The sequence below is a fragment of the Thiorhodococcus mannitoliphagus genome, from assembly GCF_010915725.1.
Taxonomy (GTDB): Bacteria; Pseudomonadota; Gammaproteobacteria; order Chromatiales; family Chromatiaceae; genus Thiorhodococcus; species Thiorhodococcus mannitoliphagus.
The window spans coordinates 43,224-61,529 of the sequence record NZ_JAAIJR010000009.1 but is presented as its reverse complement, the minus strand read 5'-3'; the positions used below and the strand labels follow the sequence as shown (position 1 = coordinate 61,529).

Below are 18,306 nucleotides of genomic sequence, written 5' to 3'. Positions count from 1 at the left end.
CACCCCATCATGAGCGATCAGGATGCAAGGGGTCTCATCGAGCCCTTCATCGTGCATCTCGCTCACGAGCGCAGACTCTCGGATCACACGACCAAGAACTACCGTCGCGACCTCGAGCGCGTTGCTGCTTGGGGAAGTGAACACGGCAGCGCATCGCTCGACCGACTCGATGAACAAGCCGTGCGCCAATATGTCGCCTGGCGACATCGCAACGGCGCCTCCGGAAAGACCCTCCAGCGCGAGCTTTCGAGTCTACGCAGCTATTACCGCTGGCTGCTGCGCGAGGACCGCGCGACAGCGAATCCAGCCATCGGCGTGCGCGCGCCCAAGAGCCCACGCAAGCTTCCGGCGACCCTGGAAGCAGACCAGTTGTGCGCCTTGCTCGAGCGCACGGAGGACGATCCCCTCGTCATCCGCGACACGGCCATGATCGAACTTTTCTACTCCTCGGGGCTCCGGCTTGCCGAACTCATCTCGGTGAACCTGGGCGACATCGACATGGCCGACGGCGAACTTTCAGTCGTCGGAAAGGGCGCCAAGACCCGTCGCGTCCCGGTCGGACGCAAGGCACGCGCAGCCATCGATCGCTGGCTAAAGGTACGCGGCCTCCTGGCGACGATCGGCGAACCAGCCCTCTTCGTCAGCAGCCGGGGACGCCGCATCCATCCGCGCACGGTCCAGCAGCGCTTGACGCACTGGGCCGAGCAGCAGGGAGCAGGGCAAGGGCTGCACCCACACCAGCTCAGGCATAGCTTTGCCACGCACCTGCTGGAGTCATCCGGCGACCTAAGAGCCGTGCAAGAGCTGCTCGGCCATGCCGATATCGGCACCACCCAGATTTATACCCATCTCGACTTTCAGCACCTGGCGCAGGTCTATGACCAGGCGCATCCAAGGGCCAGGAAGCAAAGCAAGCGCAACAAGACTTCTGAAAGCCAGACCAAAGAGACAAGTGACGCAGAAAGCAAGAGTGATGAACAGAGATAAATGGACGGCGTTGAAGGCGCTCCTCGGATAATCCAAGGCCAGCGACCCACTAGACTCCCGCCACCCATCCATGTCGTCCCGAATCAATGCCGCATCCGGCAAGGATGCCGTCTCTATCAAGACTCCAGAGTTTCCATCCAGTGCTGCTTTCTCCTAAGTACAGCTTTCTCTTCGTCCACATCGCCAAGACCGGCGGGACCAGCGTGCGTGCTGCACTCGAGCGCCTGCGCTGGCGCGACCCCTGGTATTACCCGATGTTTCTGTGCAGTCGGCTCAGCCACCTCAGCGGGCATCGCATCGCCAGCAAGCTGCCGCGGCACGCCAAGGTCGTGGCCGCGAAAGAGCTGTTGCCAAAAGAGTATTTCGACACCCTGTTCAAATTTGCCTTCGTCCGCAATCCCTGGGACTTGCAGGTCAGTTCCTTTCATCACATTCGACGCGAACGCCCGCACTACCTGGGAGGTCACCAAAACTTCGAGGACTTCCTGCGCTGGAAGCTCGACCCCGAGCGCCCCTACCAATACCACGTGGACACCTCCATCACGCCCCAGACGGACTATCTCATCGACTTGAGCGGGAAGATTGTCGTCGACTACATCGGGCGCTACGAACGGCTGCACGCGGATTTCGTGGAGATCTGTACGAAGATCGGCATCCCCCCTCCAGGACTACCGCACGCCAGACAGGCCAAAGACCGCCAAAAGGACTATCGAAGCTACTACAGGGACGCGACGGCAGAGCTGGTGGCAGACTATTTCGCACGGGATATCGAGATGTTGGGCTACGGATTCGATCCGCCTGACTGACGCCAGCTATGGGTGTCGCCCTCCAGGGCGACACGAAAACCAAGGGGCAGATTCCTGGGGCAGATTTCTAAGAACGGTCAGTCGCGCCGGCGTCGATCATCCGACCGCCCAGTCGCTTGAGTCCGCACCCTGCATCCTTGAGGCAAAACGACGTGGGAGCGGCGCCCCGTCGCGAAGGGCGCGCGATCGCGGCGGGGCGCCGCTCCCACCGGCCGTGCGGTTAGACCGAGGGATGATCGAGGCCGTCGCGCCTAGGGGCGCGGGACCAGATCACGGTAGGCATGCCAGCTCGCATGACCGACCAAGGGGATTGCCAGGAAGAGGCCAAGGTAAAAAGTCACCATCCCGGCGCCGACGATGAGCACGATGAGCCCGGCCCAAAGCGCCATGGGGCGAACGTTGCTGACGACCGCCTGCATGCTCGTGCGCATCGCGGTCAGGGCGTCCACATGCCGATCCATGAGCAAAGGCACGGTAATGGCGCTCATACAGAAGACCAAGGCCGCGAAGGCCGCGCCGACCAAGGTCAAGGCGAGCAGCACCAAGTTGTGTTCCCCGGACAAGAAGACGACCGGCACGAATCGCTCGAAGGTCGGGAAGGGGTCATTGAACAAGAGAACAACGAGCACGACCGAAGTCAGCAACCACGCCTGCAGCACGACGAACAGAATGCCAGTAACGATGCCGAGCTGCCCTTGATTGCGCTTGAATGCCTCTAGCGCCTGGCAGCGCTGCAGAGATTCTCCACGCTCGAGATGCGCGCTCATTTGATAAAGCCCGATCGCCATCAAGGGCGCCATCAGAAAGAAGCCGGCGATCAAGAAAGGGATAATGAAGGTCATCTTCCCCAGGATCATCAAGGTCGTCATGGTGACGCTCAGCAAGGCGATCCCAAAACCGTAGGTCAAGCTGTATCCCGGCGCTGCCACGATGTCACCCCAACCCTTACGGAGCCAAGACCAGGGATGCTCAAGTTGAATGGTACCGACAGGCAAAGCCTGCGCCGGCCCCATATGGCCGGCAGTTGCAGTCTGCTGCATCGCGAAATCCTCCTAAGAATGCTTTTATTTTGAACCGAGCTACAAGCGAGCAAACAGCACCCAAGCCAATCGAGCGAGCCAAGGATGCCAAGGTCCTGTCCTTAGTTTCTTATCGAGCCGAGGGTGATTGAGACACCGAGGGCGCCATTATCGGCGGATCAGGACGCAAGAAAAGTGATGCGGCAGACAACAAGAGAGGCTTGATCACCGCCACACGAACTTTCAACCTTCGCTTACTTTCGATGCCCACGCAAGAGAAACAAGGATTTTTGTAAATCTTTATTATGTAAATTTTTTATGGCGCCATTGAACAGACCAAGCACGCGCTCCCCCGAGGAAACTCGCACAGCACTCCCATCCGCCGCCTGCGGAAAGGACGCCCATCGTTTAGACTTCGCCTCTTCTTTCGAAGACGCAGCAGCCAATGCAACGCGCGGCGCCGATTCGCCCCGCAAGTCGAAACGATCAGGGACAGGCATCTCTGCCTAAGCTCAATCGCTCGCAGCGGCCCTGCACACTGCCTGGAGTCCCACAGCATGTCCCACGCCCCCTTCAAGGAGATCGCCGACGGCATCTTCTGTATTGAGACTGGCCTCTACCGCCATGGCCTCGCCGCTTGCTATCTCGTGCGCTCCGGCGACCGACTCACCTTCGTCGACACCGGGACAGCCAATACCTTTCCAAGTCTGCTCGGCGTCATCGAGGCACTCGGCCTAACCCCGGCGCACGTCGACTTCGTCATACCAACACACGTCCACCTCGACCATGCCGGCGGCTCGGGCAATCTGATGCAAGCCTGCCAGACCGCGCGTCTCGTGATCCATCCCAAGGGCGCGCTTCACATGATCGATCCCAGCAAGCTCATCGCCGGTGCCACGGCCGTCTATGGCGAAGAGGGCTTCGCCAAGGACTTCGGAGAGTTGCTGCCAGTGCCGGAGGAACGCGTGATCATCGCGCAAGATGGCCAGACCTTCGACCTCAACGGCCGTGTTCTGACATTCCTCGACACCCCCGGGCACGCCAACCACCACGGCTGCATCTTCGATGCGCAGACCAAGGGCTTCTTTACCGGCGACACCTTCGGCATCGCCTACCGCGAATTCGACACCCCGAAAGGCCCTTGGCTGTTCGCGCCAACGACGCCCGTTGCCTTTGACCCAGAGTCTTGGCAAGGCAGTCTGGACAAGCTCATGAGCTATGAGCCGGAGGCGATGTATCTAACGCACTATGGCCGCGTGGATCGTCCGGCAGAGCTGATCGACGGCCTGCGCAAGAGCATCGCAGACCTCGCCGAAATCGCCTTGGCCGAGGAAGGGAAGGCAGACGACCAGCGCCAGGCGCGGCTAAAGGCAGCCGTCACCAGTCATCTGATCGCGAGCGCGCAAGCACAGGGTGTGGACCTCGAGGACAGGCATATCCAGGAGCTGCTCGCGGTCGATACCGAGCTGAATGCGCAGGGTCTAGAAGTCTGGCTGAAACGCCGAGAGAAGCGCGCTGCGGGCTGAAACCAGCACTGCTTCCGCGTCAGCCGGTTTAGGGGACGCAGGGAGGAATGCCTGTTCGGAAAGACTCAGGCGCGCCGAGCGCGCCTGAGATTGGAATGATGAGGACCGGAGGCTGGCCGCTCCAGTCGTGCTCAGTCCGTCAGGACATAGCGCGCGCCGCAGTATGGACAGGTCGCTTCCTTGTTTGGCTCGTCCTCGATCGGCAGATAGACACGCGGATGCATGCTCCAGAGGGTGGCTCCGGGCATCGGGCACGACAGCGGCAGGTCTTTACGACTAACCTGAATCGGTGCCTCTTGGGTCTGAGTGGCGGCTGCCTCTGACATTTTGACTCCTCCCTACTCCACAATCTTAATCACATCAAGAACAGGCGGAACCTGAGCCTCAGACCAGGCTGAGCCACTCCGGATGCTGGTCGCGACGGCCGTGGACCTGATCGAAGTAGAGGCTTTGCAGCCGCTCGGTAATGGGACCCCGCGTTCCAGCGCCGATCGCACGCCCATCGACCTCGCGGATCGGCGTGACCTCGGCGGCAGTCCCGGTGAAGAAGGCCTCGTCGGCGATATAGACCTCGTCGCGGGTGATGCGCTTCTCCACCACCTGGAGACCGATCTCGTCGCACAGGGTCATGACGGTGCGACGGGTGATACCGTCGAGCGCGGAGGTCAGATCCGGCGTGTAGAGCACGCCATCGCGCACGATGAAGACATTCTCGCCGCTACCCTCCATCACGTAACCGGATGCATCCAGCAGCAGCGCCTCGTCATAGCCGTCGCGCAGGGCCTCCTGAAGCGCCATCATGGAGTTCATATAGTTGCCGTTGGCCTTCGCCCGGCACATGGTGATGTTGACGTGGTGCCTGGTGAAGGACGAGACCTTGATGCGGATACCGTTACGCATGTTGTCCTCGCCGAGATAGGCGCCCCAGGACCAAGCCGCCACCATGCAGTGGACATCCAGGTTATCCGCGCGCAGCCCCATGCCCTCAGGCCCGTAGAAGCACATGGGACGAAGGTAGGCGGACTCCAGCTTGTTCTCGCGCACGACGTCGCGCTGAACCTGATTCAGCGTCTCGCGATCCCAGGGGATCCGCATCCCAAGGATATGCGCCGAGTTGAAGAGGCGGTCGGTGTGCTCCTCAAGGCGAAAAATGGCGGCACCCTTGTGGGTCTGGTAGGCCCTGACCCCCTCGAAGACACCCATGCCATAGTGCAGGGTATGCGTCAGAACGTGCATCTTGGCCTCACGCCAAGGCACCATCTCGCCGTCCAGCCAAATGAGGCCATCACGGTCTGCCATCGTCGCCATGTTTCAACTCCGCAAAGGTCGGGCAGTGCCCAATCCCGAATAGAATCTGAAATTGCCGCACACCGGTCAGGGCCGCTGATTGCACCGCCCCCCCAAGGGGACGCCATCAATCTTCCATCAAGGTGCGCCACAATGACTGCACGCGCTCGCGCTCCGGAGCCAACTGGTCGACGGGGATGGTCTTCGGCTGCTCCTGCAGCGCGCTGCGATGATAGGCAGCACGCAGAGCCTTGTAGGCCTCAGTGAGGTCATCGGCGGCCTTGCCAGGCAGCAGATCGAGCCGCGCCAGCGTCTCGAGCAGTCGCACATTGTCCGTCCAATCGGTCAGTTCAGGGTGTGCGGCCGCCCAGCGCAAGACAGCGTATTGAACCATAAACTCGATGTCCGCAATACCGCCGGCGCCCTGCTTGAGGTCGAAGCGACCGTCGCGGGTCTTGTCCAGGCTGTCACGCATCTTGCGCCGCATCTCGCGCACTTGGGTGCGCAGCTGCTGCGGATCGCGCTCGCGACAGAGCACCTGCCGGCGGATCTCGGCAAAAGGCGCGAACAGCGCAGCATCGCCCGCAACCGGCCGAGCCCTCACCAAGGCCTGATGCTCCCAGGTCCAGGCGTCGGTCTCTTGATAGGCCGCAAAGGAGCGCAGCGAGCGCACCAGCATGCCCTTGTTGCCGTCTGGACGCAGCCGCATGTCGACCTCATAGAGCGTGCCGGAGGCCGTCTGGGTCGTCATCATATGGATAATGCGTTGGCCGAGACGCGCGTAGAACTGCTCGTTGCTGATGTCCTTCGGCCCCTCGGTCATGGCTGTAATGGATTCAGTGCCATGCAGGAAGACCAGATCCAGGTCTGAGCCATAGCCCAGCTCGATCCCGCCAAGCTTGCCGTAACCCAAAACCAGAAACCCCGTGTCCTCGCCCGTGATCGAGGTCGGACGGCCATGACGTGCGACAAAGTGATCGAAGGCCAGCCGTAGCACCCGACCAACGGCAACCTCCGCGATCTCGGTCAGGTAATCGCTGACCACCATGAGCGGAATGACCTCGGTCAGATCCGCCGCGGCCACCCGCAGCATGTTCCCCTGAGCGAACTGGTGAAGCCGCTCCATCTGCTGCTCGAGATCTTCAGCATCCACGTAGGCCAGCAGCGCATCGAGTTCGCCTTCCAGGTCCTCGCGCCGCAATGGCGCGTAGAGCCGCCGTGGGTCGATCATCTCGTCGAGCAGTAAGGGATGCCGACCGATGTGGTCCGTGAACCAGGGACTCATACTTGCCAGACGCGCGAGATGAGACAGGATCACCGGGTGCTCAATGAGCATCGCCAGATAAGCGGTCCGTCGAGCGACCGCCTCCAAGACGCGCAGAACACGCTCCAGCGCAAGGTCGGGGTGGTCGCTGCCGGCGACGATACGCAGCACTTGAGGCATGAGCTGCGCCAGCCGCTCGCTGCCGCGACTGCTGAGGCCCTTGCGCGCGGTGCCATCGCGGAACTGCTCGATGCGCGTCCGCACCGCCGAGGGATCCTCGAAGCCCGCCTCTTCCAGCTTGCTGAAATCGTAGTCTGCGGAGTGCCCGCCCTGCCAGACGGCGCTGAGCCCCGTCTCACAGGGATCGCTCTCGGCGGCCGGTGCCGCAAAGACCTCATCGAACTGCGCTTGAACCAACCGCCGATGCGCTTTCAGAATGGCGCTGAAGCTCGTCCAATCCGCAAAGCCCATGGACCTGGCCAGGCGCAGACGACCGAGATCGTCATCTGGCAGCCGATGGGTTTGCTTGTCGCGATGGGCCTGCAGCCGATTCTCGACCAGACGCAAGAAACAATAGGCGGCATCCAGCTTGGTCACCGCGTCTCCGGGCAACAGCGCCCGCTCGGCGAGCAAGGCCAAAACCTCACGAATCGGCCGAACCTGGAGATCCGCATCCCGTCCGCCCCGGACCAGCTGAAACGCCTGGCCGATGAACTCGATCTCGCGGATACCGCCTGGCCCCAGCTTGATGTTGGCGTCCATGCCGCGCCGGTGGAGTTCCTTAGCGATCATCTGCTTGAGATCGCGCAGCGACTCGAAGGCACCGAAGTCGAGATAGCGGCGGTAGACGAAGGGCCGCAGCATCTCCATGAGAGAGGCCACGTCCTCCGCGGCGCCGGCGACGGGGCGCGCCTTGATCATAGCGTAACGCTCCCACTCCCGCGCCTGAGACTGGTAGTAGTCCTCCATCGCCTGAAAGCTCATGGCCAAGGGACCAACATCGCCGAACGGCCGCAGGCGCGTGTCCACCCGGAAGACAAAGCCGTCGACCGTCTTGTTCGCCAAGGCTTGCACGAGCCGCTGTCCCAGGCGAACGAAGAACTGCTGGTTGCTCAGTGAACGCGGCCCGCCCTCGACCTCGCCAGAGTGCGCGAAGGCAAAGATCAGGTCGATGTCCGAGCTGAGATTGAGTTCGCGCGCACCGAGCTTACCCATGCCGAGCACGACCAAGCGTTGCGGCCGGCCCTCAGCATCGCGCGGCGTGCCGATCTCGGCACAGGTCCAGTCGTAGAGCAGATCCAGCGCTTGGCGAATACAGACATCGGCCAGCTCGGAGAGGTCCTCCAGGGTCTCCGGCAAAGGCGCCGTGCCCGCGATGTCGCGCCAAATAATGCGCACCATCTCGCGCCGGCGAAACAGCCGCAGCGCCTTGTGCAGCGCGGGCTCGTCGCTCACCTCTGCGAGCACGCCCTGAAGTCGCTCGGCCAGCTCGCCAGGGCCATAGGATCGCGCCAGATCGCCGCTCGCGACCAGCTCCGCGAACGCATCCGGATGGCGTGCGACCGAGATCGCGACATACTCGCTCGCCTCCCAAACGCGGGCGCGCGCCGCGGTGAAGTCACTCAAGGCGGGGATCGCGACACCCACCGCGGACGCCCAATCGCACCAGGCCTGCCAGTGGATGTCGTTAGTCAGATCAGAACGGTGCAGATCAGAACGGCTTTGCTCGGTCATAGACTCTACTCAAAGCGATTCGACACGATAGTCCGCGCCGATGCGGGCCTCTTGACCCGGGGGAATCTCGATGACTTCCGAGGCGGTGTTGACGGTCTCGACGCAGATGAAGCGCCGATAGTCCTCGTCGCCCAAGTCCTCCATCTCGCGGCAGGTCTCGATCCAGGGATTCCAGACCACGCAGGTGCGGCTGTGCCGGGTGTCGATTCCGATACGCCGACCGAGCACTGGATCCTCGATCGCGAGACGCGCGGGAACCGCCTCGTAGATACGATTGACCTCGGCACCGACGGTGATCGCACCATCCTGCACAATGCGCGCATCACCCGCACCCCTGGCCTTGTCGATGTAGCGACAACCCTCGAGCCCTAGCACGCGAATCCGTGTCGCATCGCCCACCTTGAAATAGCTATGCAGCCCCTGGGTGATCCGCATGGGATGATCGCCCCTGTTACGACTGACGAGGGTCACCGCCAAGGTCGAGCCGACGAGGATCTCGACCCCAAGCTCAAAAGGCAAGGGCCAGATCGCACGCGTCGCCTCATCGTCCGTGATCCCCAAGTGAATCCGCGTCGAGCCGTCCTCAAGCTCCTCGCAGACATGCAGCGTCCAGGGCAAGCAGCGGATGAAGCCATGGGTCGCCCTCCCCTGCCCCTCCGGATCAGGGCCGAACCAGGGCCAGCAGATCGGAATCCCCCCTTTGTTCTCCTTGCCAGCGGTAAAATGCGCCTGATCGCTCAGGAAAAGCAGATCATCGGGCGCTTCACGAGGACGATAGTGCAGAACCTGCCCCCCAAAGGGCGTGATCGTCGCCGTCGCCAGCGCGTTTTCGACCTCGATCATCAAAAACCCGCTCCGCCCCTCGACGAAGCGCAAGGTCCCGGCAATGCCGAACTCAGCATTCAAGGCGTCGATATCCACGTTGGCTCCCTTAGATGAATGATGGTCACCCGATCAATGACACGCATTGACCGGCTCCGTTGGAGAATATTGACTTGCCGAACCGCGCGGCCTCAGCCAATTAGGCGCGCGAGCTGATGGTCGTTGCGAAGGAGGGTGCACCTAGTCCTCGCGCAGGCGGTTGCCACGACCAATGATCTGCTTGAACTCGGTCATGGAGTTGATGTGCTGATCCAGCACGATGAGCTTGCAGGTCTTGGCATCCACCCCAGTGGTGAGCAGCTTGGAGGTGGTAGCGATGGCGGGATAAGCCTCGTCGTTGTCGATGAAGTAGGAAAGCTGGGCCTTGCCTTCGTTGTCGTCGCCGGTGATGCGCATCACGGAGCGGCGGTTGCTTGCCGCGGCCGGGATGATCTTCACCAGCTCCTGGCGCATGCGCTCGGCATGGTCCTGGTCGTCACAAGAGACGATGGTCTTGACCTTCCACAGGCGCCAGATGATCTTAAAGGCGGTATAGGTCTTCCCGGTTCCGGTCGCCATGACCCGTAGCACGCGCGGCTGCCCCTTGGCGATGACCTTGATGGCGCGGTTGACGGCAACAGGCTGGTAATATCGTAATCCTGGCCTGTTAGTCTAAGCGCGGATCGCCCCAATGTCTTCGGCGTGTGACCAGAATGTCCGCGCAGCAGCTAGAGGGCGTAACTTAGCGATCACCCACAAAAAAGCCCCGCCGAAGCGGGGCTTTTTCAGACAGGTGCGAAACCGGGCTTACATCATGCCCATGCCGCCCATGTCACCCATGCCGCCCATGCCGCCGCCAGGCATCGGGGCGTCGTCCTTCGGCTCGTCAGCGACCATGGCCTCGGTGGTGATCATGAGACCAGCAACGGAGGCTGCGTTCTGCAGCGCGGAGCGGGTGACCTTGGTCGGGTCCAGGATACCCATGTCGACCATGTCGCCGTACTCGCCATTGGCAGCGTTGTAACCAAAGTTGCCGGAACCCTCGACCACCTTGTGCAGGATGACGGAAGGCTCTTCACCAGCGTTGGAGACGATCTGACGCAGCGGCTCTTCCATCGCGCGGCGGGCGATGCTGATACCGACATCTTGGTCGTGGTTGGAGCCGGTCAGGCCCTTAACAGCGCTCTGAGCACGGACCAGCGCGACACCACCACCGGGGACGATGCCTTCCTCGACAGCCGCGCGGGTGGCGTGCAGGGCGTCTTCGACGCGCGCCTTCTTCTCTTTCATCTCCATCTCGGTGGCGGCGCCAACCTTGATGACGGCAACACCGCCGGCCAGCTTGGCCAGACGCTCCTGGAGCTTCTCCTTGTCGTAGTCGGAGCTGGTCTCCTCGACCTGAGCGCGGATCTGCTCGCAACGCGCCTTGATATCCTGCTCGGAGCCGGCGCCGTCGATGATGGTGGTCTCGTCCTTGCCGATCTGGACCTTCTTCGCGGTACCCAGGTCGTTCAGGGTCGCCTTCTCCAGCGACAGGCCGACTTCCTCAGCAATGACGGTGGCGCCGGTCAGGATGGCGATATCCTGCAGCATGGCCTTGCGACGATCGCCGAAGCCAGGAGCCTTGACGGCGCAGACCTTGACGATGCCACGAATAGTGTTGACGACCAGGGTCGCCAGGGCTTCGCCCTCGACGTCCTCGGCGATAATCAGCAGCGGCTTGCCGGCCTTGGCGACACCCTCGAGCACGGGGAGGAGATCACGGATGTTCGAGATCTTCTTGTCGTGCAGCAGGATGTAGGGCGCTTCGAGTTCGGCGCTCTGGCTCTGCTGGTTATTAATGAAGTAGGGCGAGAGGTAGCCGCGGTCGAACTGCATGCCCTCGACGACGTCCAGCTCGTTCTGCAGAGAGGTGCCGTCTTCAACGGTGATGACGCCTTCCTTGCCAACCTTCTCCATCGCCTCGGCGATGATGTTGCCGATCGACTCGTCAGAGTTGGCGGAGATGGTGCCGACCTGGGCGATGGCCTTGCTCTCGGTGCAGGGCTTAGACAGGTTACGCAGCTCGGCGGTGGCGGCTTCGACAGCCTTATCCATGCCGCGCTTCAGGTCCATGGGGTTCATGCCGGCGGCAACTGCCTTCAGGCCCTCGCGGACCATGGCCTGAGCCAGCACGGTCGCGGTGGTGGTACCGTCACCAGCGATGTCGGAGGTGTGCGAAGCCACTTCCTTGACCATCTGAGCGCCCATGTTCTCGAACTTGTCGCTCAGCTCGATCTCTTTGGCGACAGAGACGCCGTCCTTAGTGACGGTCGGCGCGCCGAAGGACTTCTCCAGAACGACGTTACGACCCTTGGGACCCAGGGTAACCTTAACGGCGTTGGCGAGGACGTTGACGCCCTCCATCATGCGGGCACGGGCGTCGCCGCCGAACTTAACGTCTTTTGCGCTCATTCTCTAGATTCCTCGGATTACGATTCGATGTTTTGAATTGACTGCCTGGTGAGGTCAGTGCCGGGCTCGGAGGGCGATTAGCCTTCGACGACGCCCATGATGTCGTCTTCGCGCATCACCAGGAAATCCTGACCGTCGAGCTTGACTTCGGTGCCGGAGTACTTGCCGAAGAGGACGCGGTCGCCGACCTTGAGGTCCAGAGGACGACTCTCGCCATTGTCCAGGATCTTGCCATTGCCGACGGCGATGACTTCACCCTGGATTGGCTTCTCGGTCGCGGAATCTGGAATCACGATGCCGCCGGCGGTCGTGCGCTCCTCTTCCATGCGACGGACGACGACGCGGTCATGCAAAGGACGGATATTCATTGAGTGGCTCCTCGTTAGGTTGAGAAGGAGTTGTCGAGTGCCCGCGTTGCGGGATGATGCCCGGTTGTTAGCACTCACCGGAAACGAGTGCTAATGGTAGAGCCAAATCCTCAGCTGTCAAGAGCTGACGACTGTGGTTTTGCGCGTCCGGCTCCAGACGCCTCTCCCGACGATGCACGCCACTTCGAAACCGCGGCCTGGGCCACCGCCTTCAGCTAGCCGTCAGGCGACAGCCGCCCGCCCCAACAGGGCACTCTCGATTGAGCTAGGCGTATCAATCACCCAAATCTCACTCCACAGACCATACAAATGTATGCTATATATCCTCTATCGCACTGACCTTTGTCGCTCCGGAGGCGATGCACCTTGGGCCGAACACCAGCAGGGCAAACCCGTGAGCGGGTCTTCAAATTCATGCGGGATCGACTCTCGGCCGGCAGACCACCAACCGTACGAGAGGTTCAGGAGGCCTTTGGCTTTCGCTCCGTGCAGAGCGCACGTGAGCATCTCGAGGCATTGGTCGCCGATGGTCGCCTCGACAAGGATCCAGGCAAGGCGCGCGGCTACCGACTCGGTGAGTGCCCAGGGGGACCGAGTGGCGGACTTAAAGGAAGAACGCCAGCCGCCCCACCCCGCCTGATCCCCCTCCTTGGCCGTGTCTCAGCCGGCGCCTTTAGCTTGGCGGTCGAGGACCTTGAGGGTTATCTCCCGATCGAACCGGATCGGGCAGGCGCCGATGACGCGCTCTTCGGCCTGCGCGTGCGCGGCGAGAGCATGCGCGACGCCGGCATCCTGCACGGCGACATCGTCGTCGTGCGTCGCCAGCCAAAAGCCGACGACGGCGCCATCGTGGTCGCATTGGTCGGTGAGGAAGCGACGGTCAAACGCCTGCGTCTACGTGAGGAAAGGATCGAGCTGCATCCGGAGAACCCGGACTACCCGGTCATGACACCAGACCCCAAGCAGCTCGAGATCGTCGGGCGCGTCATCGAGGTCCGACGCTATTTGGATTAGAAGCGGCCAGCCATGCTGGCTGCGCTCTGCGCCATGACTGACCGACATCCAAGCGCAGGCATCGGAGTGTCGCTCTCAAGAACGACACCAACAATCGAAGGAGGCTGCCGCAAGACACAGGAACGCTCAAGACAAGTCGGCCTAGGAGCCTGTCCGACTTGGGGGGATCGAAGCGAGGAAGTGGGAGAGCGAGGCCATTTCGTTCCGGTTTTGAGGCGCATAGTGGTTCTATGTAACGAAAAAGCGGGGCGAAAGGGACCCTTCTCCCGATTCCGCAGCCGATTCATCCTAAGTCGGACAGGCTCCTAGAGGCCGCCTCTCCCGACCGATCTCGGCAACCACGCCTTTGCGGCTCAACGACTGCTCTGAAATCAAGCCCTATGCGCATGCAACGCTCGACCGCCATCGCCCTCACCGACCTGCAGCAAGGCCTCAAGCGCGAGGAAAGACCCGCCACCTGGAACCTGAGCGCCTTCGCCGGTCGCTTCAGCGAGATCTCGGGCACCGAGGCCACGGCCGCATTGAGCCTGGCCGTCGACTTGGTCGGCGAGACCCAGCGAGGCGGTGAGCCAGTCGCCTGGATCACGCGACGCGAGAGCAGCTTCTATCCACCCGATGTCGCCGCGACCGGAGTCGATCTCGGCGCCTTGGCCGTGGTCTGGACACCAGGCACCCTAGATGCCGCACGCGCCGCCGACCTGCTGCTGCGTTCAGGCGCCTTCGGCTTGATCGTCATGGATCTTGGCCGCGACGACGACCTGCCGCTTGCCGCACAGAATCGACTCGCCGCGCTGGCGAAGAAGCATGACACCGCCCTCCTCTGCCTGACCCGCAAGGAAGCACATCAGCCCTCGGTGGGCTCGCTGATCTCGCTACGCGCGCAGGCAACTCGGACAGAGCGCGCCCAACAGCACTTCCACTGCGAGGCACGCATCCTCAAGGACAAGCGTCTAGGCCCAGGATGGACGCATCGCGAGCGCTACCATGGACCGGACGGCCTCTGTTGAACTCCCGGCCTTCCCGCTCCAGCTCCTCCTCAAGCAGCACCCGGACTGGCGCGGGCACCCCGTCGCCGTCGTCGACCGCGACACGCCCAAGGGTGTCCTGCTCTGGGTCAACGAGCCCGCGCGATGCGCGCGCATCCGCACCGGCATGCGCTTCGCGACCGCGCTCTCGCTGAACGCAGACCTGCGCGCCGCCGAGGTGCCCGAGACAGCGATCAACCGAGCCGTCAACACCATCACCAAAGGGCTACACAGCCACACGCCCCATGTCGAGCCGGCTCAGAGCGAACCAGGTGTCTTTTGGCTCGACGCCTCCGGGCTTGAAGGTCTTTACGGATCATTGATGCAGTGGGCCTCAGGCCTGGAGGGCGACCTCAGCGCGCAAGGCTTCCGGGCAACGATCATCGTCGGCTTCCGCCGTTTCGCCACCTATGCGCTCGCCAAGTCCAGAGGTGGCGTGCATCTGCTGTCCGATCCCGCCGAGGAGCAGCGCGCCCTAGAGCAGGTTCCCCTCGACCGACTGATGATCGCGCCCAAGACGAGGGATGCGCTCGCCAAGCTCGGCGTGCTGACCCTGGGCCAGTTCCTGAGGCTACCGCCGGAGGGCGTGCGCCAACGCTACGGCCCCGCCACTTTCGCGCTGTACCGCCAAGCCTCGGGCGATCTCAGTCTCCCATTACAGCCCGAGCGCCCGCTTGAGCCGATCATGGCGCGCGCGGCCTTGGATCACGTCGAGACCGATACCGAGCGCCTGATGCACCTGATCGAGCGGCTGCTAACGCCGTTACTGGATGAGCTGGCCGGACGCGGCCAAGTCCTCGATGCCCTGCGGCTACTGTTCCGCTTCGAACGCCTGGGTCTGCATAAAGAGCACATCCGACCCGCCGCGCCGACGCTCGACGCACGCCAGCTCCTAGAGCTGATCACACTGAGATTGGCCGGCACAGGCCTACCGGATGGTGTTGAGGAAGTGCGCCTGCTCATCCACGCCGTCACGCCGGAGCAACGCCAGCTCGAGCTGCTCACCGAGCACCCGAGACGAAGCCTAGACGCCGCCAACCGCTCCCTGGCACGCGTGCGCGCCGCACTTGGCGAGCAGGCCGTGGTGCACGCCCGTCTGCGCGCCGGCCATCTGCCAGAGAACGGCTTCGACTGGGGGCTTCTGACCAAGCTCGAGCCCGCGCAGCCCAGACCGATCGCACACCGTCGTCTGATCCGCCGCCTCTACCGTCAGCCCATCCCGCTCCCGCCACGTCCCCGCCAAGAGCCGGACGGCTGGATGCTGCACGGCCTAGAGCAAGGCCCGGTGGTCCGCGTCTCCGGCCCCTACGTCATCGCCGGCGGCTGGTGGATACGCCCGGTTCACCGCGAATATCACTTCGCCGAGACGCAAAAAGGCGAGCTACTCTGGGTTTTCTACGACCGGGTACGACGGCGCTGGCTGGTGCACGGGCGGGTGGAATAGCACGGCGGCTGGCATTCAGCTGTCAGCCAACGCCGCCCGATTCGCGATGAGACCAACGATGGAGCAACGCATCAAGGACTGCAGCAGCGCCAAACCTCAGCGCAAATTCTCGCCTTTGCTAAATCTTGGTCGGGCGATAGAACAAGTGACGACCGATGCGTGTGGTGCGGTGATAGGCCCTCGACCACGAGGGCTTGGTGTAGTTTGCATGGTAGTAGAGCGCGCCCCGGGTCGGATCCGGAACGGCCTCGTTGAGCACGCGCCGCGCAATCTCCATGGCCCGCCGCCAAGCCCGCGCATCGGTCGGCTGATCCGAACGCCCGTCGCACCACCAAGAGAACTGACAGCGGTTACGCTTGACGCCCCCCTGCTTCACGACAGCGCAGACGGAGCCAGGAAAGGCTTTGGAGTCAACACGATTCAAGGTCACGCGAGCGACGGCGATCTGACCCGATTCCGGCTCCGAGCGCGCCTCGTGATAGACGTTCAGTGCCAGGCAGCGCAAATCCTGTTCATCAATCAAAGGGGTCGCGTCAGATGCCTGAGCGACTTGCTCGACGCGCTTAGACGAGCCAAGCTCGATATGGGTCGAGCCCAAGAGTGCGGGGAACATCATGGCAGACAAGGCCGTCAGGGAGAGTAATCTCATATTCGGGATTCTCTTGTGCAAAGCATGCGAAAGACATTGGCGACATCTTAGGACAAAGATCGATGTAAGGGAAATCCCTAATGCGTAAATCTGCGCACTCGAGCACACAACGTCGCCTCTAAGAGGCTCGCAATCGCCAATTCCCGCACAGTGCGCACCCCGGGATAGGCGCTATCTGTGTTTCAGATCAGGCATACCGCGCCAATGCGGTGCTTTGCCACAAGCCTGGGAGCGCCGCCCCAGGCACGATCAGCGCTAGCCCCACGGACGCACGCATCGGGTCCCTAAGAAGGCGCCCATCAACGACTTCACCCCTTTCGCAAAGGGGGCTAGGGGGATTTCAGGCGGCATCGCTCGCGTCGGAACACCATTAGATGGACGCATTCTTCGACTCATTCCCAACTTTCATCTCCGCCTGGGATCTTTTAGCCTTCGAGCGCAGATCGTCGTGATGATGCCCTGATCAGCCAGAGGTACTTGTCCTTGTTGTCCGTTCTTTCCGTCTTCGTTGGTGCCGGCTTTGGTGCGGTGTTTCGTTGGGTGCTCGGCAGCCGACTCAATCCCGTCTTCCCCACCTTGCCCTTGGGCACCCTCGCCGCGAATCTACTGGGCGGCCTGCTCATCGGCTTTGCATTCACCTGGCTTGGCCGCCACCCAAGTCTGCCTCCAGAGCTGCGTCTGTTCGTCATCACCGGATTCCTCGGTGGGCTCACGACCTTCTCGACTTTTTCGGCAGAGGTCGTCAACCTTCTCGGTCGTGGTGAGCTACTCTGGGGCATAGGAGCCATGCTCGCCCATCTCGTCGGCTCGCTTAGCATGACCGCACTCGGAATTGGGCTCGCCCACGCCCTCTTGGCTCGCGGCTAGCCGGCTTAGCTCAATACGCCTGATGAGGACCACCATCATGCAAGGCTGCTTCCTCAAGTTCTATGTCGCGGAGAATCGCCGACACCAGCACAAGCTCGCCTATGAATGGCTGCTGGAAGAAGCCAAGACCTTAGGGCTGCAGGGAGGCTCGGCTTTCCGGGCAATCGCAGGCTTTGGGCGGCACGGGCGTCTGCACGAAGAACACTTCTTCGAACTCGCTGGAGATCTTCCCGTCGAGGTTGGCTTCGTCGTCACGAACGAAGAGGCCGATCGTTTGATTGCCCACATCCACGACCACGGCCTCAATCTCTTTTACTTACGGGTGCCGGTCGAGTATGGGTTCACGAATCCCGATTCTTGACGTCTATAGCGCGCAGGCATCACGGTGGACTTCGGCAGACCAGATCACAGTCGCCACGACCGATTCCCCACTACACTTGAGTCGCTGAGAACCTGAGACAAGCGGAGATACGCATGGAGATTGGCGCACTCACAAGGATGCATCAGATGAAACCCGCCGAGCCGACCGCACCCACGCCACCGCCGGGCGGGAATATCGAGAACCGTCAGCCCCCGGCGGAGCCAAGCCCGCCGGCGCGCGCACAAGACACCGACTCAGCCACACCCACCGATAAGCCACGTCTCGACGTTTTCGCCTGACCCGTCGAGCGCATCCAGCACAGCGCGAACCTTCAATCGCGCGGTCGGTGGAAGCTGCGCCCCGCCGCGACGGGGCGCAGCTCCCGCGTCGCTTTGCTTGAACGATGCGCGGTACCGACTCAAGCAACCGCGCGGCCCGATGATCAACGCCAAACCCGCATCACGAGCCGTGGACCGCGCGCCTATCTCGCGGTGAGCATCTCGAATTCATTCTTGGCCATTTAACCCCGCCAGTAACCTGGCTGTTTACAGCACGGTCGTCATAATATATAAATGCGACTGATTCGCATTACATAAAAAGCCCAAGGCTCGACACCCGAGCACCCTGTGGCGGCTCAGCT

The 18,306-nt window shown here is 62.2% G+C and carries 17 protein-coding genes and 1 pseudogene; 9 read left to right on the top strand and 9 right to left on the bottom strand.

Features of this window, described 5'->3' with window-relative positions:
- Positions 1–9: 9 nt before the first annotated feature.
- The gene (xerC, locus tag G3480_RS03820) at positions 10–987 is read left to right on the top strand and encodes a tyrosine recombinase XerC (protein WP_164652345.1); all 978 of its coding nucleotides are present in this window, start codon (positions 10–12) and stop codon (positions 985–987) included.
- A 140-nt stretch (positions 988–1,127) separates the two neighbouring features.
- Positions 1,128–1,793 carry a sulfotransferase family 2 domain-containing protein gene (locus tag G3480_RS03815; protein WP_164652344.1) on the top strand — a complete coding sequence of 222 codons (666 nt, stop codon included), beginning with the start codon at positions 1,128–1,130 and terminating at the stop codon, positions 1,791–1,793.
- 251 nt (positions 1,794–2,044) lie between these two features.
- On the opposite strand, the gene G3480_RS03810 is transcribed toward G3480_RS03815, so the two are convergent.
- A complete protein-coding gene (locus G3480_RS03810) occupies positions 2,045–2,833 on the bottom strand; it encodes a DUF2189 domain-containing protein (RefSeq protein WP_240905567.1) in 789 nt (262 codons plus the stop codon).
- Positions 2,834–3,369: 536 nt separating this feature from the next.
- Here G3480_RS03810 and G3480_RS03805 point away from each other — a divergent pair.
- Entirely contained in the window at positions 3,370–4,338 is a 969-nt protein-coding gene (locus G3480_RS03805; RefSeq protein WP_164652343.1) for an MBL fold metallo-hydrolase, read from the top strand.
- A 131-nt stretch (positions 4,339–4,469) separates the two neighbouring features.
- On the opposite strand, the gene G3480_RS03800 is transcribed toward G3480_RS03805, so the two are convergent.
- The 7 genes and pseudogenes from G3480_RS03800 to groES all read right to left on the bottom strand — a co-directional run bounded on the left by G3480_RS03800 (position 4,470) and on the right by groES (position 12,306).
- The gene (locus G3480_RS03800) at positions 4,470–4,664 is read right to left on the bottom strand and encodes a zinc-finger domain-containing protein (protein ID WP_164652342.1); all 195 of its coding nucleotides are present in this window, start codon (positions 4,662–4,664) and stop codon (positions 4,470–4,472) included.
- 58 nt (positions 4,665–4,722) lie between these two features.
- Positions 4,723–5,646 carry a branched-chain amino acid transaminase gene (locus tag G3480_RS03795; RefSeq protein ID WP_164652341.1) on the bottom strand — a complete coding sequence of 308 codons (924 nt, stop codon included), beginning with the start codon at positions 5,644–5,646 and terminating at the stop codon, positions 4,723–4,725.
- Between the two features lie 106 nt (positions 5,647–5,752).
- Entirely contained in the window at positions 5,753–8,623 is a 2,871-nt protein-coding gene (gene glnE / locus G3480_RS03790) for a bifunctional [glutamate--ammonia ligase]-adenylyl-L-tyrosine phosphorylase/[glutamate--ammonia-ligase] adenylyltransferase (RefSeq protein WP_164652340.1), read from the bottom strand.
- Between the two features lie 9 nt (positions 8,624–8,632).
- Positions 8,633–9,544 (bottom strand): aldose epimerase family protein, encoded by a 912-nt coding sequence (locus tag G3480_RS03785; protein WP_164652339.1) that lies wholly within the window; start codon positions 9,542–9,544, stop codon positions 8,633–8,635.
- Between the two features lie 144 nt (positions 9,545–9,688).
- Positions 9,689–10,129: pseudogene (locus tag G3480_RS27610) on the bottom strand (DEAD/DEAH box helicase family protein); the annotation flags it as partial.
- A 162-nt stretch (positions 10,130–10,291) separates the two neighbouring features.
- Positions 10,292–11,938: a chaperonin GroEL gene (gene groL, locus G3480_RS03775; RefSeq protein WP_164652338.1), complete on the bottom strand. Its 1,647-nt coding sequence runs from the start codon at positions 11,936–11,938 to the stop codon at positions 10,292–10,294.
- A 77-nt stretch (positions 11,939–12,015) separates the two neighbouring features.
- Complete coding sequence (gene groES / locus G3480_RS03770) at positions 12,016–12,306, bottom strand: co-chaperone GroES (protein WP_164652337.1); 291 nt, start codon at positions 12,304–12,306, stop codon at positions 12,016–12,018.
- Positions 12,307–12,672: 366 nt separating this feature from the next.
- On the opposite strand from groES, the gene lexA reads away from it, so the two are divergent.
- From lexA to G3480_RS03755, 3 genes are all read left to right on the top strand, one after another.
- A complete protein-coding gene (lexA, locus tag G3480_RS03765; protein WP_164652336.1) occupies positions 12,673–13,320 on the top strand; it encodes a transcriptional repressor LexA in 648 nt (215 codons plus the stop codon).
- Positions 13,321–13,706: 386 nt separating this feature from the next.
- The gene (locus G3480_RS03760; RefSeq protein ID WP_164652335.1) at positions 13,707–14,327 is read left to right on the top strand and encodes a recombinase A; all 621 of its coding nucleotides are present in this window, start codon (positions 13,707–13,709) and stop codon (positions 14,325–14,327) included.
- Complete coding sequence (locus G3480_RS03755) at positions 14,305–15,789, top strand: DNA polymerase Y family protein (RefSeq protein ID WP_164652334.1); 1,485 nt, start codon at positions 14,305–14,307, stop codon at positions 15,787–15,789. The genes G3480_RS03760 and G3480_RS03755 overlap by 23 nt, the downstream gene beginning before the upstream one ends.
- A 118-nt stretch (positions 15,790–15,907) precedes the next feature.
- Here the strand turns inward: G3480_RS03755 and G3480_RS03750 are convergent, their stop codons facing one another.
- Entirely contained in the window at positions 15,908–16,438 is a 531-nt protein-coding gene (locus G3480_RS03750; protein ID WP_164652333.1) for a cell wall hydrolase, read from the bottom strand.
- Positions 16,439–16,924: 486 nt separating this feature from the next.
- Between G3480_RS03750 and crcB the strand changes: the two genes are divergently transcribed.
- The 3 genes from crcB to G3480_RS03735 all read left to right on the top strand — a co-directional run bounded on the left by crcB (position 16,925) and on the right by G3480_RS03735 (position 17,965).
- Entirely contained in the window at positions 16,925–17,305 is a 381-nt protein-coding gene (crcB, locus tag G3480_RS03745) for a fluoride efflux transporter CrcB (RefSeq protein WP_476718464.1), read from the top strand.
- 22 nt (positions 17,306–17,327) lie between these two features.
- A complete protein-coding gene (locus tag G3480_RS03740) occupies positions 17,328–17,666 on the top strand; it encodes a DUF190 domain-containing protein (protein ID WP_338114055.1) in 339 nt (112 codons plus the stop codon).
- 146 nt (positions 17,667–17,812) lie between these two features.
- Positions 17,813–17,965, top strand: coding sequence for a hypothetical protein (locus G3480_RS03735; RefSeq protein ID WP_164652331.1), 153 nt, complete (start codon positions 17,813–17,815; stop codon positions 17,963–17,965).
- Positions 17,966–18,306 lie beyond the last annotated feature (341 nt).